Here is a 14407-nt window from a genome sequence, read left to right on the forward strand (position 1 = left end):
GGCTCGGCGCAACCTCTGCCAGTGCCGCGCGCAGCGCCCATGCCCGGCTCTCCATCCGGATGTTTCACCGGATGGCCTTGCCCTGGGCGTCGAAACGATGGAGCCGGTCCTCGTCCGGTGTCAGCCACACCGTGTCGCCATGGCGCAGGACGCTGTCGCCCGAGGTTCGGACGGTGATCATCTGGTCGGGAGCGACATGGACATGGACGAAGGTATCGGAGCCGAGATGCTCGGCGACGCCCGCCGTGCCCTTGATGAGGCCGCTCTCCTTCGAGATTTTGATGTGCTCCGGTCGCACACCGACCGTCGCCGCGCCGTGCTCCTTGGCGTAGGTCGGCCCAAGGAAATTCATCTTCGGGCTGCCGATAAAGCCGGCAACGAAGAGGTTGTCGGGCTTGTTGTAGAGCGTCAGCGGCGAGCCGACCTGCTCGATGTGGCCGCGATTGAGCACGACGATCTTGTCGGCCATGGTCATCGCCTCCACCTGATCGTGGGTGACGTAGATCATGGTCGTCTTGAGCTGGGCGTGGAGCTCGGACAGCTCCAGGCGCATGTTGACGCGCAGCGCCGCATCGAGGTTCGACAGCGGTTCGTCAAAGAGGAAGCCCTTGGGCTCGCGCACGATCGCGCGGCCGATGGCGACGCGCTGGCGCTGGCCGCCCGAAAGCTCGCGCGGCTTGCGGTGAAGGTAATCGGTGAGGTTCAGCGTCGCCGCTGCCGCCCGGACCTTCTTGTCGATGGCCTCCTTGGATTCACCGGCCATCCTGAGCGGAAAGCCGATATTGCCCGCCACCGACATATGCGGATAGAGGGCATAGGACTGGAACACCATGGCGAGGCCGCGCTTGGCCGGCGCCGTGCCCGTCACATCGGCGCCGTCGATATCGATGACGCCCGCCGATACATCCTCCAGGCCCGCGATCAGGCGAAGAAGAGTCGACTTGCCGCAGCCCGAAGGCCCGACGAAGACCACGAACTCCCCGTCCTCGATCGACAGGTCGATGCCGGGAATGACGGTGACGTCGCCGAAGCGTTTGGTCACGTTCTTGAGGGTGATGGCGCTCATCGGGAGACCCCATTGTGACTCTTGATCATTTGACCGCTCCGAAGGTGAGACCGCGCACCAGCTGCTTCTGGCTGAACCAGCCGAGGATCAGGATCGGCGCGATCGCCATGGTGGAGGCGGCGGACAGCTTAGCGTAGAACAAGCCCTCCGGGCTCGAATAGGATGCGATGAAGGCCGTGAGCGGCGCCGCGTTGGCCGCCGTCAGGTTGAGGGTCCAGAATGCCTCGTTCCATGCCAGGATGACGTTGAGGAGCAGGGTCGAAGCGATGCCGGGAACGGCCATCGGCGTCAGGATGTAGATGATCTCCTCGCGCAGGCCCGCGCCATCCATGCGTGCCGCTTCCAGGATCTCTCCCGGAATCTCGCGGAAATAGGTGTAGAGCATCCACACGATGATCGGCAGGTTCATCAGCGTCAGGACGACGACGAGGCCGGTGCGGGTGTCGAGCAATCCCGCGTCGCGGAAGAGCAGGTAGATCGGGATGAGCACGCCCACCGGCGGCAGCATCTTGGTCGACAGCATCCACATCAACACGTCCTTCGTCCGCTTGCCCGGCACGAAGGCCATGGACCAGGCGGCGGGGATCGCGATGATGAGACCGAGGACGGTGGAGCCGAGCGATATCACCACCGAATTCCAGAAGTGTAGGAAGTAGTTCGAGCGCTCCTGGACTGTCGTGTAGTTTTCCAGTGTCCAGTCGAAGAACAGGAAGGACGGCGGCGAGGCGATGGCCTCACCCTCGGTCTTGAAGCTCGTCAGGATGGTCCACAGGATCGGGAAGAAGATCGCGATTCCGATGACCCATGCGATGACGGTGAAGGTGATCTTGCGGCGGGTTGAAACGGCGCGGGCCATGTCAGATCGAGCCTCCCATGCGCCGGAAAATTCCGGCAATCGTTAGAGGAATGGCCAGGCGCGTGGCGGCCCTGGTGAGCGGGCCGTCACGCATCGAGGTTCTTTCCGATCATGCGCATCAGGAAGATGGCGACAATGTTGGCGAGGATGATGGCGACCACACCGCCGGCCGATCCGCCGCCGACATCGAACTGGAGCAGCGACTGCACGTAGACGAGATAGGTCAGGTTCGTCGTCGCGGTGCCCGGTCCGCCATTCGTTGTCACCAGGATTTCGGCAAAGGTCGACAGGAGGAAGATGGTCTGGATGAGGATGACCACCGTGATCGCGCGGGAAAGATGCGGCAGCACGATGTAGAAGAAGCGTGAGATGAAGCTCGCGCCATCCATCTCCGCCGCCTCGAGCTGCTCGCTGTCCAGCGATTGAAGAGCGGTCAGAAGGATCAGGGTGGCAAAGGGGAGCCATTCCCAGGCGACGATCATAATGATCGACAGCATGGGCGCCTGCGCCAGGAAGTCGAAGGGTGGCAACCCGAAGACCTTCGCGAGGTAGGCGAAGAGCCCGTTCACCGGGTTCATGAACATGTTCTTCCACACCAACGCCGAAACGGTCGGCATGACGAAGAACGGCGCGATCACGAGGATGCGGACAGCACCTTGACCCCAGAATTGCTGGTCGAGCAGCAGCGCCAACAGGATGCCGCCGACCACGGTGATGATGAGCACGCCGCCCACCAGCTCGAGCGTCTTCCAGACCGCCGAGAAGAACGCGGGATCGGTGAGGAAGAACTTGTAGTTGAGAAATCCCGCCCACTCCTCCATGCCGGGCATGAGCAGGTTGTAGCGCAGGAAAGAGAAATAGAGCGTCAGGGCGAGAGGCACGATCATCCATGCCAGCAGCAGAAGGACCGCTGGAGAGATCATCAGCCGGGCCGTGGCGCGCGAATGTTCAGTCGCCATCGCACCAGTCCTTGAAGCGGATCGCGCGGCAGCCGCCATCGAGGCGGGCTGGAACGCGAAGCGGCCGAAGCCATCGGCGGGAGGGGGCGCGTGAAACGGTGATGGTTTCGCGCGCCCCGTCTTTGTCAGGCGTTGCCCTTACTTGGGATAGCCCGCCTTTTGCATCTCACGATTGGTGAGCTGCTGCGCGTTCTGAAGCGCCTGGTCGGCCGAGGTTTGGCCGGCGAGAGCCGCCGAGAACTGTTGGCCGACGGCCGTGCCGATGCCCTGGAATTCGGGGATCGCTACCCACTGCGAGCCGATGTAGGGCACTTCCTGCGATGTCGGATGAGCCAGGTCGACGCCATTGATCGCCTTGATCGTCTTTTCGGCGAAGGGAGCGGCAGCCTTGTAGTCCGCATTATCGTAAAGCGATGTGCGGGTTCCCGGAGGTGCGGCGCGCCATCCTTCCTTTTCGGCGACGAGCTTGGTGTAGTCCTTGGACGTCGCCCACGCGACGAACTTCTTTGCGGCATCTACCTTGTTCGAACCCGCCGGAATGGCGAGGTTCCACGACCACAGCCATTCGCCCCGGCCTTCCTTTCCAGCCTTGTTGGGGAACTGGGCGTATCCGACTTTGTCCGCGACCGTCGATTCCTTCGGGTCCGTCACGAAGGAAGCGGCCACCGTAGCGTCGATCCACATGCCGCACTTGCCCTGCTGGAAGAGCGACAGGTTCTCGTTGAACCCGTTGGAGGACGCGCCCGGAGGCCCGTACTTGTTCATCATGTCGAGGTACTTGGTGAGGGTTTCTTTCCACTCGGGGCTGTCGAACTGGGGCTTCCAGTCCATGTCGAACCATCGCGCATCCATCGAATGAGCCATGGCGGTAAGAAACGCCATATTCTCGCCCCAACCCGCCTTGCCGCGCAGGCAGATGCCATACACCTCATTGTCCTTGTCGGTCATCTTGGCCGCGGCTTCCTCGATCTGGCCCCAGTTAGGGGTGTCGGGGATAGTCACTCCGGCCTTCTCGGCCAGATCGGTGCGGTACATCACCATGGCTGATTCGCCGTAGAACGGTGCGGCATAGAGCTTGCCGTCCACCGACAGGCCATTGGCGATGGCGGGCAGAAGATCGCCGGCGTCGTAGCCCTCGGGCATGCCTTCCAGCGGGGCCAGCCAGCCCTGCTTGGCCCAGATCGGAACCTCGTAGTTGCCGATGGTGAGGACGTCGTACTGGCCACCCTTGGTGGCGATGTCGGTGGTGACGCGCTGGCGAAGAACGTTCTCTTCCAGCGTCACCCAGTCCAGCTTGATGTCGGGGTTATTCTTGGTGAAATCGTCCGTCAGCTTCTGCATCCGGATCATATCGCCATTGTTGACAGTGGCGATCGTCAAAGTCGTTTCAGCTTGGGCATATGTCCCAAGGGCCAGAAGCGAAACCGCTCCCAGCAGCAAAGTTCTGCTCATCCGTTGCCTCCCAAACCGTGAGCAATTACTCAATCTACGAGCAAATATTCAAACACCTGCGGCATGATGTCAATGGGCAATCTTGACCTCCTCGCCAATTCATTCCCGGACCTTAACACAACCCCGGGCTGAGTCCCATGGCTGCCAACGGGCCGACGATTTGCCTGCCATTGCGGCGTTTCCTCCAGTTGGCTGCCGGCTATTCCGCCAACAGCGCGGCGGCGGTCGCCTCGTCGGTGATGACGCCGTTGACGAGGCGCCCGACGATGGCCGCCCGGGTGCCGACGAGCTTGGCCGGCCCCATGGCCACCGCGATCACTTCGCCGCGATCCGTGGAGGGGATGGGCGCGCTGGCGACCCTTTGATTGTGCGGGCAGTCGATCAGGCGGCCGTCGCGGTTGAACGCCCAGCCGACGATCTCGCCCACGGCGCCTGTCTCCTCCAGCATCGCGACGTCGCCGCGCGAGATGAAGCCGTCGGCCAGGAGCGGCGCGGCGGGGCCGAGCTCGCCGATGCCGACGAAGGTCACGGAGGCTTCCTTGACCAGGGCGAGCGTGTTCTGCACCACCTTTTGCTCGTGAAGCAGCTCGCGCTCGGCCGGGCTCGACACCACCACCGGCAGCGGCATCGGGTAGTGCCGCGCCTCCTGCAGCGTGTCGGCCATAACGTAGACGACGTTGTAGACCGAGGCCGAGCCATCGGAGGAGAGGTTGCCGGTGAGCGAGACCACGCGGTGCTGCGGGCAGCTCATCTTCGGGAGGTTTTCGACGGCCGCCTTGAGGGTGCGGCCGGTGCCCACGGCGAGAACGAGCGGGTCGGATTGGACGAGGCGCCGCTCCATCTCGGCGGCGCAAGCCTCGGCGACGCCGAGAATGGTCGATGTCGAATTGGGGTCTGTCGGCACGACCTCCGCCAACGTCAGCCGAAAGCGCTTCTTCAGCTTCTCGGCGAGCTCCAGACAGGCGGCGATGGGATGGTCGAGACGCACCCGGATCAGCCCCGCGCTGACCGACAGCGAAACGAGACGCTGGGCCGTCTGGCGCGAGACGCCGAGCTTGGCGGCAATCTGGTCCTGGGTGTTGCCGGCGACATAGTAGAGCCATCCCGCCCGCGCCGCTTCATCGAGCCGGCCGGCCTCGCCGCGCGCCTTCGCCATCGTCTCCTCCCCCATCTTCTTGCGCCGTCGCCGGCGAGAGCCCCGCGAATGCTGGAGCGGCATGGTGCGCGGGTCTCTATCGTTCACGCCCTCACAATGCCGGACCTTCCCCCTCCACAAAGGAGCGGAAACGGCATCTGGCGCCGCGGGGCCGCTTCAGCGGCCCGCAGACTTGCCGCGACGCCTCTTCTCGCGCCTATGCCGGTTCCCGCATCGAATCCATTCCGGCCATAGCGACATCCCCCGGCTTCTCGTTGTACTCTTCTTCCATACCCCAAGGGACAGGGATCGTCATGTCCGAGCTTTCCTCCTCGCAGGCCGAGCGGATCATCCAGAAGCTCGCGCGCGTGCGCCGCGCGCCGCAGCCCATCGATGATCCCGACCTTGCCCCCCTCATGCCCGGCTATGGCTTTGCCACCCGTCTCACCGCCGGCATCACGCCGATCGAGCGCGGCAGCCCGCTCGATTTCGTCATCGAACGGCCAAAGGGAATGGCCGGCTGGATCATCAATCTGACGGTGCGCGGCCGGGGCCGCATCGGTCGCGAGGAGGGCTTCGACGCCGAAGCCGGCGATCTCCTCCTTTTCTCTCCGGGCATCGTCCACCACTATGGACGCCACCCCGACGCCGAAAACTGGTGGCACCGCTGGGTCTATTTCCAGCCGCGGGCCTTCTGGGCGAGCTGGCTGGCGTGGAAGACCCGCATCGACGGCGTCTATGTGCTGCGCCGACAGGACGACGATCTTTTCCGCGAGCAGGACCGGCTGTTCGCCGAGATCGCCAGTTGGCCCTCCAACACCGATCCTTTGTCGATGGAGTTGTCGATGAACCTTCTGGAGCGCCTGATTCTCCTGTGCGCAAAGCAGAACCAGACGCCGGGCCTTACCGAGCATTTCGACGAGCGTCTGCTGGCCGCCTGCCGCTTCATGATCGACAATCTTCACCGTCCCATGCCGGTGGAGGTGGTGGCGCGCGCGGTCTGCCTTTCGCCTTCGCGGCTGGCGCATCTCTTCTCCAGGAAGCTCGGTCTTTCGGTCATGCGTTGGTGGGAGGAACAGCGCATCCAGAAGGCCAGCCAGCTGCTCCAGATCACCAACATGTCGGTCAAGCAGATATCGGCCCAGGTGGGCTATGACGATCCGCTGTATTTCGCCCGCGTCTTCCGAAAGCATCAGCGCCTCAGTCCGAAGGCATTCCGCGAGCGGCACGGCGCTCTTTGACGGAAGCAATGTTCGTCGGCGTTGGAGATTGTCGGAGGAGAGCGGCGGTCGGCGATACCACTTTCGCCCCCGATGCTTTATGAGCGAAGGAAGGCTGGGCGGCGCGAGCGGGCCGCCGGCGCATATCGAGAGTATCGAGGAGCCGTCCCTTGCCATCGCTCCAGGCCACCTTGCGCCATCAGGCCATCCTCACCGTCATCGGCGAGCGCGGACAGGCCAGCGTCAACGACCTCTCCGATCGGCTGGGCGTTTCCGCCGTGACGATACGCCAGGATCTGCGCGATCTGGAGGCGGAGCGGCGGCTGCTGCGCACCCGGGGCGGAGCGCTTGCGCTGGTCGACCCCGGCAAGGAAATGCCGCTCGAGGTTTCGAGCAAGACCCACACGGCCGAGAAACGCGCCATCGCGGCCGCCGCCGCCGCCCACATCCGCGATGGCCAGACGATCATCATCGACGTCGGCTCCACGACGTCCGCTCTTGCCGAGCTTCTGCCGGGCAAGCGCAAGAATCTCACGGTGATTACCAACGGCCTGACGATCGCGCTTCTGCTGGAGCGCCATCCCGAGATCACCGTCGTGGTGACGGGCGGCACGTTGCGCGCGCTGCAACACGCCCTGGTCGCCCCGCTCGGAAATGTGCTGCTCCAGCACGTCAATGCCGACATCGCCTTCATCGGCTGCAACGGCATCGACGTTCGGCGCGGCATCACCAACTCCAACATCGCCGAGGCCGAGATCAAGCAGGCCATGTTGGCCGCCGCCCGGCGCACGGTCGTGCTCGCCGACCACTCCAAGATCGGCGTCGTCTCCACCGCCTTTGTCGCAAACCCTGCCTCCGTTGATCGTGTGATCACCGACGAGGCGGCCGATTCGAAAACCGTGGCGCGCCTGCGCGAGACGGGGCTCGCGATCGAGCTGGTGAAACGGGCAATGGTGGACGCCGTGGCGGACTGACGCGGCTCCCGCTTCGTCGACGGGCCTTTCCGTCTTGTGACAGAACTGCGCGCTGCCGTCTCGGCGCTAATTGGCGCTTCCGCTGACGGCGTCGTCGCTTTCGAAAATCTTCCTTTTCCTTCTTTTTCTTGTGAAGTGGCGCAATTGGGCCTATGATCGCGGCCATTCGGGGAGCGATGGCGATGAGTGAATCTGTGTTGGTATGCGGGGGAGCCGGCTATATCGGCTCGCATATGACCCGGCTTTTGGCGGAGGAAGGCTTCGATGTGACCGTTTTCGATAATTTATCGAGCGGTCATCGCGAAGCGGTGCGCGGTGCGCGCCTCGTCGTGGGAGACGTCAACGATCGGGCGGCCCTGGACGATCTGTTCAGAAGCAAGCGCTTCACCGCAGTCTTCCACTTCGCCGCGCTGATCTCGGTTTCGGATTCGGTCTCCGACCCCGCCTCCTACTATCGCAACAATGTCGTCGGCACGCTCAACCTGCTCGATGCGATGCGCGCGGCCGGGGTCGAGCGTTTCGTCTTCTCCTCGACGGCGGCGACCTACGGCAACCCCGAATACACGCCCATCGACGAGGACCACCCTCATCGGCCTCTCAACTCCTATGGCCGCACCAAGAAGATGGTCGAGGAGGTGCTGGCCGATTACGCCGTCGCCTATGGCCTGAAGTCCGTCTGTTTCCGCTATTTCAACGCGGCGGGCGCCCACCCCGACGGTACGATGGGCGAGGCCCATGACCCCGAGACCCACCTCGTTCCCAACGTGTTGAGGGCGATCGCCGGGGAGATTCCGGCGCTCCAGATCTTTGGGCGCGATTATCCGACGCCGGACGGCACCTGTGTGCGCGATTACATCCACATCCTGGACCTTTGCTCCGCGCATCTGGCCGCGCTCGGCTGGATGGGCCGGGAAGGGGGCGCCTCGATCTTCAATCTCGGCAACGGCGCCGGCTTCTCGATCCTCGAGGTGATGGCGGCGGCCGAGAAGGTGACCGGGCGCCCGGTGCCGCACAGCTTCGCGCCGCGCCGCGCGGGCGACGCCGCCGTGCTGGTGGCCGACAGCAGCAAGGCGCGGCAGGCTCTCGGCTGGACGCCGCGCTTTGCCGATCTTTCCACCATCGTCGAGACGGCTTGGCGCTGGCAGACGAACCGCGCCTATTGAGCGCCGCCGCATCCACTTCTTCCACCGGGTAGTCCATGATGTCTGAGTTCGACCCGCGCGAACATCCGCACCGCCGCTTCAACCCGCTCATCGGGGAATGGGTTCTGGTGTCGCCCCATCGGGCCCGGCGGCCATGGCAGGGCGGCCAGGAAAAGACCGCGCGCGAGGCCATGCCCTCCTACGATTCGGGCTGCTATCTGTGCCCCGGCAACAAGCGCGTGACCGGCGAGCTGAATCCCCATTATGCCGACACGTTCGTCTTCACCAACGACTTTGCCGCGATGCAGCCGGATGTGCCGACGGGCGGCGGCGAGGATGATGGCCTGATGCGGCTCGTGCCGGTGCGCGGCACGGCGCGGGTGCTCTGCTATTCGCCGCGTCACGACCTGACGCTGGCGATGATGGACGCGCCGGCGATCCGCAAGGTGGTCGATATGTGGGCCGAGCAGCTCGCCGATCTCGGCCGCACCTATCGCTGGGTACAGATCTTCGAGAATCGCGGCGCCGTCATGGGCAGCTCCATGCCGCATCCGCACGGCCAGATCTGGGCCGGCGATGCGCTGCCCAACGAGCCGGCCAAGGAGGACGCCTGTCAGCGCGCCTATTTCGAAGAGCACGGCCGGGCGCTGCTCGTCGACTATGCCGAGCGCGAGGCCCGGGAAGAAATTCGCGTCATCGTCGAGAACGAGGGGTGGCTCGCCGTGGTGCCATTCTGGGCGGTCTGGCCCTTCGAGGCCCTGGTCCTGCCGCGCCGCCCTGTCCAGCGGCTGACCGACCTTCGGGAGGCCGAGCGCGACGGGCTGGCGGACATCATGCGGCGGCTGACCATCCGTTACGACAATCTCTTCGAGGTCGATTTCCCCTATTCCATGGGCTGGCACGGCGCGCCCACCGGGCCAGGGGCGGGGGCTCAGCCCCATTGGCAGCTCCACGCGCATTTCTATCCGCCGCTTCTGCGCTCGGCGACGGTGAAGAAGTTTCAGGTGGGCTATGAGATGCTGGCCGAGGCCCAGCGCGACCTGACGCCGGAGCAGGCGGCCGAGCGGCTGCGCTCGCTTCCCGACATCCGCTTCGACAGACGGGAGGCCGCCGTCTGAGATCGGCGGACGCATGAAACCAACCGTCATGCGTGTCGGCTAACCAGGCGGCGTCAGGCTCTTGGGAACCCCTTCAATGGGCGGAGCGATTGGGCACGATCGGACCGATAGCCGTCGCGATCTCGCTGCCCGGTTCCGGCCACGCCGCAGGAGTGACGATCCCTCGCCTCTCGCCTTCGAGGCGGATGCCTTCAGGCATGCCGATGGCGGCGCTCCTGCCCAGGAAGACCGCGGCCATCCACTCGGCGGCCTTGTCGGAGACGGCACCGAGAGTGGAGTGATGTGGCTTGCGCGAAGCGCTCATGGCTGGACCCTCGACGAGGTCGATTTCGGACAACCCGAACGCGAAAAAATGAGTTCGTCCCTGATCTATGCGAGAAGATAGCGGCGGCAAGGGATGAGCCGCATTGACTTCGGTCAACCATGTCGAGAACTGAAAATTCTGGCATTTGGAAGAAGAATAAACTTCCGGTCTTAACTTTCGTCGTCCGGCTCTTCTTTATCGCCGGTTGCAAGAGGCAGCTCCGAGCGCAGGAACGGCTCGGCGGCGATCAGCGCCTCGACGCGAATGGCGATCTCTTCGAAGAGAATCTCGGTTTCCGGGGCGTGAGGGGAGAGCGCAGCCTTCATCGAGCCCACGGCCCCGGCGGAGCAGACGCGCGCGGCGCCGGCCGTGCGATAGAAGAGGTTGGTGATCCTGGCGAGTTCGCTCGGGTCGCCATCGATGATGAGAGCGGCGGCGGTGGTGGCGTCGAAGGCGCCCGAGCGCTGGCGCCAGCGCTGTGAAAGGCCGGCGATCTTGGTGTGCTTGAGCGAGATGTCGTAGCGACCGGGGCAGAACGCGTCAGGTCTTTCTCCGGCCACCGCCTCGAGGCCGTAAGGCGAAAGAGCCGCGATCAGCAGCCGAGCGAGTTCCTCATAAAGCGCTTCCGTGGTGCCTCCCGGCACGACGCGCCGGGCCAGGGCGATCTGCAGCGTTCCCGGCGAAACCGGACAGGCCAAGCCGCCGCTGTTGCGCACCAGAACCGGCCAGCCTTCCGCGGCCAGCTTTTCCACGGCGGCCTCGAAGCGCGGCAGCCGTGTATCGCCCCGACCGACGATGAGGGCCGGCGGCGAGCGCCACATCAAAAGCGCCGGCCGCTTCTCGTCGGGAATGGCGTCAGCAAGATGTTCCTGGCGATCGAGACCACTCGCACATGTTGGATGGTTTTCGATGAGCACCGGAGGACACGCCTCACGTGGGATCATTCGACTTTTCCTGTTGGATGTCGGCGGGCTGGGAAGGCCCATGTGGGAAGCGGCATCGTTGCCGTAAGCGGGAGCGCGACAACCCGCCATGGCGGGTTGTGCTTCTGCACAGAGCCCTAGCGCAATCGGTCGTCAGCCGACAGCCAATCTTTCCGTGATCCATTGAATGATTTGGCGCGCCGTCATGGCGCCCGAGACGCGATCCACCTCGGCGCCGCCGCGATAGAGCAGCAGCGTCGGAATGCCGCGAATGCCCAAACGCCCGGCCACTGGCTGTTCCTCGTCGGAATTCAGCTTGAGGAACCGCACATTGGGCTCCAGCGTGTGGGCCGCCTCCTCGAAGGCGGGAGCCATCATGCGGCACGGGCCGCACCAGGGCGCCCAGACGTCCACGGCCACGGGAATGGTGCTCCTGGCGATCTGGCGCTCAAACAGGGCGCCGGTCACAGGTGCGGGGTGACCGGAAAACAGCTTCTCGTGGCAGGAGCCGCAACGCGCGGCCTCGGCCGGCCTGCCGTCAGGGACGCGGTTGATCCCGCCGCAATGCGGGCAAACGATGTGGCGATCCTCGCTCATGAGCTTCTCGTACCGGAGGGACTCGGCGCCCTGCGGGATGGCCGGCGCGAGACGCGGCGGCATCGGCCGTGGGCGTTGGCGGGTGCCCTTTGTGTATGTGCCTTCCTTATTTAAGAAGGCGAAGGCGTGTCGCCCAGCGCTCTCGAGAGCTTCATCCACCTCAAGAACCCAGAAAAAATCTTGCCCGCGAGAAGCTCGGGATTCGCTGGGATTTGGGCCGCTTGCGATCCTCCCCTTCCGCCTTGAGCCTCTACCCACCGGCTTGACTCTTTTCCTAAAGCGAGTCCTTTCTAGAACAAAAGAAGAACGGATATTGATCGTGAACGCAGAGATCATCTCTTCCCTGCGGCGGGAGATCGCGCGCCTGGAAAAGGCGCCGGTCGCCAGCCTGCCTCCCGGCAATCTCGAAGCGCCCTCGGCGCCTCGGGCCTCCGCGCGAGGGCAAGCGGGCGGGGCGGAGCGGGTGGCGCTCGGTCCGGTCGATCTCGACCGTCGTCTCGGCGGCGGTCTTGCGCGGGGCACCGTTCATGAGGTGCGGGCCGGCCGGCCTGCCGATGGCACGGCGGCGGCGGGTTTCGCGCTTGGCGCCGCGCTGCGTCTGGCTCCTCGCCGGCCTCTCCTCTGGGTGCGACAGGATTTTCTTGATGCCGAGACCGGCGGGCTTTATGCGCCGGGCCTTGCCGAGTTCGGCTGCGACCCCGCCCGTCTCGTCCTGGTTCGGGTGCGCGACGGCGCGGCGGCCTTGCGCGCCGGCCTCGATGGCGCACGCTCGCCGGCTCTCGGCGCGATGCTTCTCGCCTTCTGGGGCGAACCCAAGGCATTCGATCTTTCGGCGAGCCGCCGCCTGTCTCTGGCGGCCGAGGCCTCGGGGGTTTCCGTCCTCCTCCTGCGTCTGGCGGCCGAGCCCGCTCCGAGCGCCGCCGAGACGCGCTGGCGCGTCGAGGCCTCGCCCTCCCGTGCTCTGGAGGCGGGCGCTCCCGGCCCGCCCGCCTTCACGGTGACGCTGGAGCGCCAGCGCGGCGGCATGAATGGCGGACCATGGCATATGGAGTGGAATCGTGAGCGAGACTGCTTTGAGGAAAGATCGGTCGAACCGGCGCTATCTCGCCCTGTGGTTCCCGTTCCTCTCGACCGACCGGTTCCGCGCCCTCCGGCAGGGCAGGCGTGGCGCCGCGCCGGATGAGCCTGCCGCCGGGGTGCCGCTCGTGCTTTACGCCAAGGAGCGCGGAGCGCTACGGATCGTGGCCGTGGACGCCCATGCGGCGGCGCTCGGCCTTGCTCCCGGCCTTGCGCTTGCCGATGCGCGCGCCCGCTTCCCCAGGCTTTTCAGCGCGGAGGGCGACCCTCACGCAGATGCGCGGCTTCTCGAAAGGCTGGCGCTTTTTTGCGACCGGTTTAGCCCGCTGGTCGCCGTGGACGGCGAGGCCGGGCTTCTCCTCGACGTCACGGGATGCGCCCATCTCTTCGGCGGCGAGGCCGCGCTTTTGAAGGATGTTCGCCGCCGGCTCCAGGGTTTCGGCCTCGCCGTCGAGGCGGCGCTTGCCGCGACGCCCGAGGCGGCCCATGTCCTCTCCCGCTTCCGCTCCGGCGCCATCGCCGCGCCGGGGGAGGAGGGGGGGCTCGTCCGACCCCTGCCGCTCGCCGCGCTGGAGCTTTCCGGCGAGACGGCGCTGGCCCTCGCTCGCGCCGGTCTCAAGACGGTTGGCCAGGTGGCGGATCGCACGCCTTCCGAGCTCGTGGCCCGCTTCGGTGCCGAGCTGACGCGCCGTCTCGGCCGGGTGCTCGGCGAGGAAGATATTCGCATCTCGCCCTTGCGGCCCGCTCCCGAGGTCATCGCCGAGCGCCACCTCGCCGAACCCCTGCTGGAGACGGAGGCGCTGGTTTCGCTGCTCGCCCGGCTTGCCGGTGAGATCGCCCTTTGCCTGGAGCGGCGAGGGGAGGGTGGCCGGCGCTTCGAAGCGAGCTTCTACCGCACCGACGGGCTGGTGCGCCGCATTCCCCTGGAGACCAGCCGCCCCTCGCGCGATGCGGCGATGCTCATCCGCCTTTACCGCGAGCGGCTGGACGCGCTGTCCGATCCGCTCGAAGCCGGCTTCGGCTTCGACGCCGTTCGCCTTTCGGTGCTGCGCGCCGAGAAGCTGGAGAACGTTCAGCCTTCCCTCGATGGCCACGCCGTGGAGGAGGCCGACATGGCGGCGCTGGTCGATCGGCTGATCGCCCGCTTCGGGGCCGAGCGCGTGCTGCGCCTTGCCTTTGCCGATACGCATGATCCGCGCCGTGTGGCCGTGGCGCTTCCCGCCGTGAGCGCGGCGCGGGAGAAGCCGGTCCTCTGGCCCGAGCCGGAAGCCGGAGAGCCGCCCTTGCGCCCCTTGCAGCTCTTCGATCCACCCCAGGCGATCGAGACGCTGGCCGAGGTGCCCGACGGTCCGCCCTTGCGCTTTCGCTGGCGCAAGGTGCTCCACACCATCGCCCGGGCGGAGGGGCCGGAGCGCATCGCTCCCGAGTGGTGGCGCGAGGATGCGCGAGCCCTGCCGCGCGACTATTACCGGATCGAGGATCTGGAGGGGCGGCGCTTCTGGGTGTTTCGGGAGGGGCTGGCCGGCGAGATGGAGGGCCTGCCGCGCTGGTATCTCCACGGTCTCTTTGCGTGAGGACGGGGTG

At 65.6% G+C, this 14407-nt stretch carries 14 protein-coding genes; 6 read left to right on the forward strand and 8 right to left on the reverse strand.

Annotated features, from left to right (window positions below):
- Positions 1-64: 64 nt before the first annotated feature.
- The 5 genes from B5D38_RS15850 to B5D38_RS15870 form a co-directional block, all read right to left on the reverse strand.
- Positions 65-1066 carry an ABC transporter ATP-binding protein gene (locus B5D38_RS15850; protein WP_078709416.1) on the reverse strand — a complete coding sequence of 334 codons (1002 nt, stop codon included), beginning with the start codon at positions 1064-1066 and terminating at the stop codon, positions 65-67.
- A 25-nt stretch (positions 1067-1091) separates the two neighbouring features.
- Positions 1092-1922: a carbohydrate ABC transporter permease gene (locus B5D38_RS15855; protein ID WP_078709417.1), complete on the reverse strand. Its 831-nt coding sequence runs from the start codon at positions 1920-1922 to the stop codon at positions 1092-1094.
- An 86-nt stretch (positions 1923-2008) separates the two neighbouring features.
- Positions 2009-2881, reverse strand: a complete 873-nt coding sequence (locus B5D38_RS15860; protein WP_078709418.1) for a carbohydrate ABC transporter permease — start codon at positions 2879-2881, stop codon at positions 2009-2011.
- 138 nt (positions 2882-3019) lie between these two features.
- Positions 3020-4333, reverse strand: coding sequence for an ABC transporter substrate-binding protein (locus B5D38_RS15865; protein WP_078709419.1), 1314 nt, complete (start codon positions 4331-4333; stop codon positions 3020-3022).
- 199 nt (positions 4334-4532) lie between these two features.
- On the reverse strand, positions 4533-5489 hold the full coding sequence (locus tag B5D38_RS15870; RefSeq protein WP_078709496.1) for a sugar-binding transcriptional regulator: 957 nt from the start codon (positions 5487-5489) through the stop codon (positions 4533-4535).
- Between the two features lie 293 nt (positions 5490-5782).
- Between B5D38_RS15870 and araC the strand changes: the two genes are divergently transcribed.
- The 4 genes from araC (at position 5783) to B5D38_RS15890 (ending at position 9922) form a co-directional block, all read left to right on the forward strand.
- Complete coding sequence (gene araC / locus B5D38_RS15875; RefSeq protein WP_078709420.1) at positions 5783-6709, forward strand: arabinose operon transcriptional regulator AraC; 927 nt, start codon at positions 5783-5785, stop codon at positions 6707-6709.
- 149 nt (positions 6710-6858) lie between these two features.
- Positions 6859-7662 (forward strand): DeoR/GlpR family DNA-binding transcription regulator, encoded by an 804-nt coding sequence (locus B5D38_RS15880; RefSeq protein WP_078709421.1) that lies wholly within the window; start codon positions 6859-6861, stop codon positions 7660-7662.
- Positions 7663-7844: 182 nt separating this feature from the next.
- Positions 7845-8825 carry a UDP-glucose 4-epimerase GalE gene (gene galE, locus B5D38_RS15885; protein WP_207552972.1) on the forward strand — a complete coding sequence of 327 codons (981 nt, stop codon included), beginning with the start codon at positions 7845-7847 and terminating at the stop codon, positions 8823-8825.
- A 38-nt stretch (positions 8826-8863) separates the two neighbouring features.
- Positions 8864-9922: a UDP-glucose--hexose-1-phosphate uridylyltransferase gene (locus B5D38_RS15890; protein WP_078709497.1), complete on the forward strand. Its 1059-nt coding sequence runs from the start codon at positions 8864-8866 to the stop codon at positions 9920-9922.
- 73 nt (positions 9923-9995) lie between these two features.
- On the opposite strand, the gene B5D38_RS15895 is transcribed toward B5D38_RS15890, so the two are convergent.
- From B5D38_RS15895 to trxC, 3 genes are all read right to left on the reverse strand, one after another.
- Entirely contained in the window at positions 9996-10226 is a 231-nt protein-coding gene (locus tag B5D38_RS15895) for a hypothetical protein (protein ID WP_131829937.1), read from the reverse strand.
- 170 nt (positions 10227-10396) lie between these two features.
- The gene (locus tag B5D38_RS15900; RefSeq protein ID WP_131829938.1) at positions 10397-11170 is read right to left on the reverse strand and encodes a lipoate--protein ligase family protein; all 774 of its coding nucleotides are present in this window, start codon (positions 11168-11170) and stop codon (positions 10397-10399) included.
- Between the two features lie 132 nt (positions 11171-11302).
- A complete protein-coding gene (gene trxC, locus B5D38_RS15905; protein WP_078709498.1) occupies positions 11303-11746 on the reverse strand; it encodes a thioredoxin TrxC in 444 nt (147 codons plus the stop codon).
- Positions 11747-12065: 319 nt separating this feature from the next.
- On the opposite strand from trxC, the gene B5D38_RS21880 reads away from it, so the two are divergent.
- Both B5D38_RS21880 and B5D38_RS15920 read left to right on the forward strand, forming a co-directional pair.
- Positions 12066-12929, forward strand: a complete 864-nt coding sequence (locus B5D38_RS21880) for an ImuA family protein (protein WP_245319278.1) — start codon at positions 12066-12068, stop codon at positions 12927-12929.
- 22 nt (positions 12930-12951) lie between these two features.
- The gene (locus B5D38_RS15920) at positions 12952-14397 is read left to right on the forward strand and encodes a DinB/UmuC family translesion DNA polymerase (RefSeq protein ID WP_078709499.1); all 1446 of its coding nucleotides are present in this window, start codon (positions 12952-12954) and stop codon (positions 14395-14397) included.
- Positions 14398-14407 lie beyond the last annotated feature (10 nt).

It is taken from the genome of Consotaella salsifontis (assembly GCF_900167365.1).
GTDB lineage: Bacteria > Pseudomonadota > Alphaproteobacteria > Rhizobiales > Rhizobiaceae > Consotaella > Consotaella salsifontis.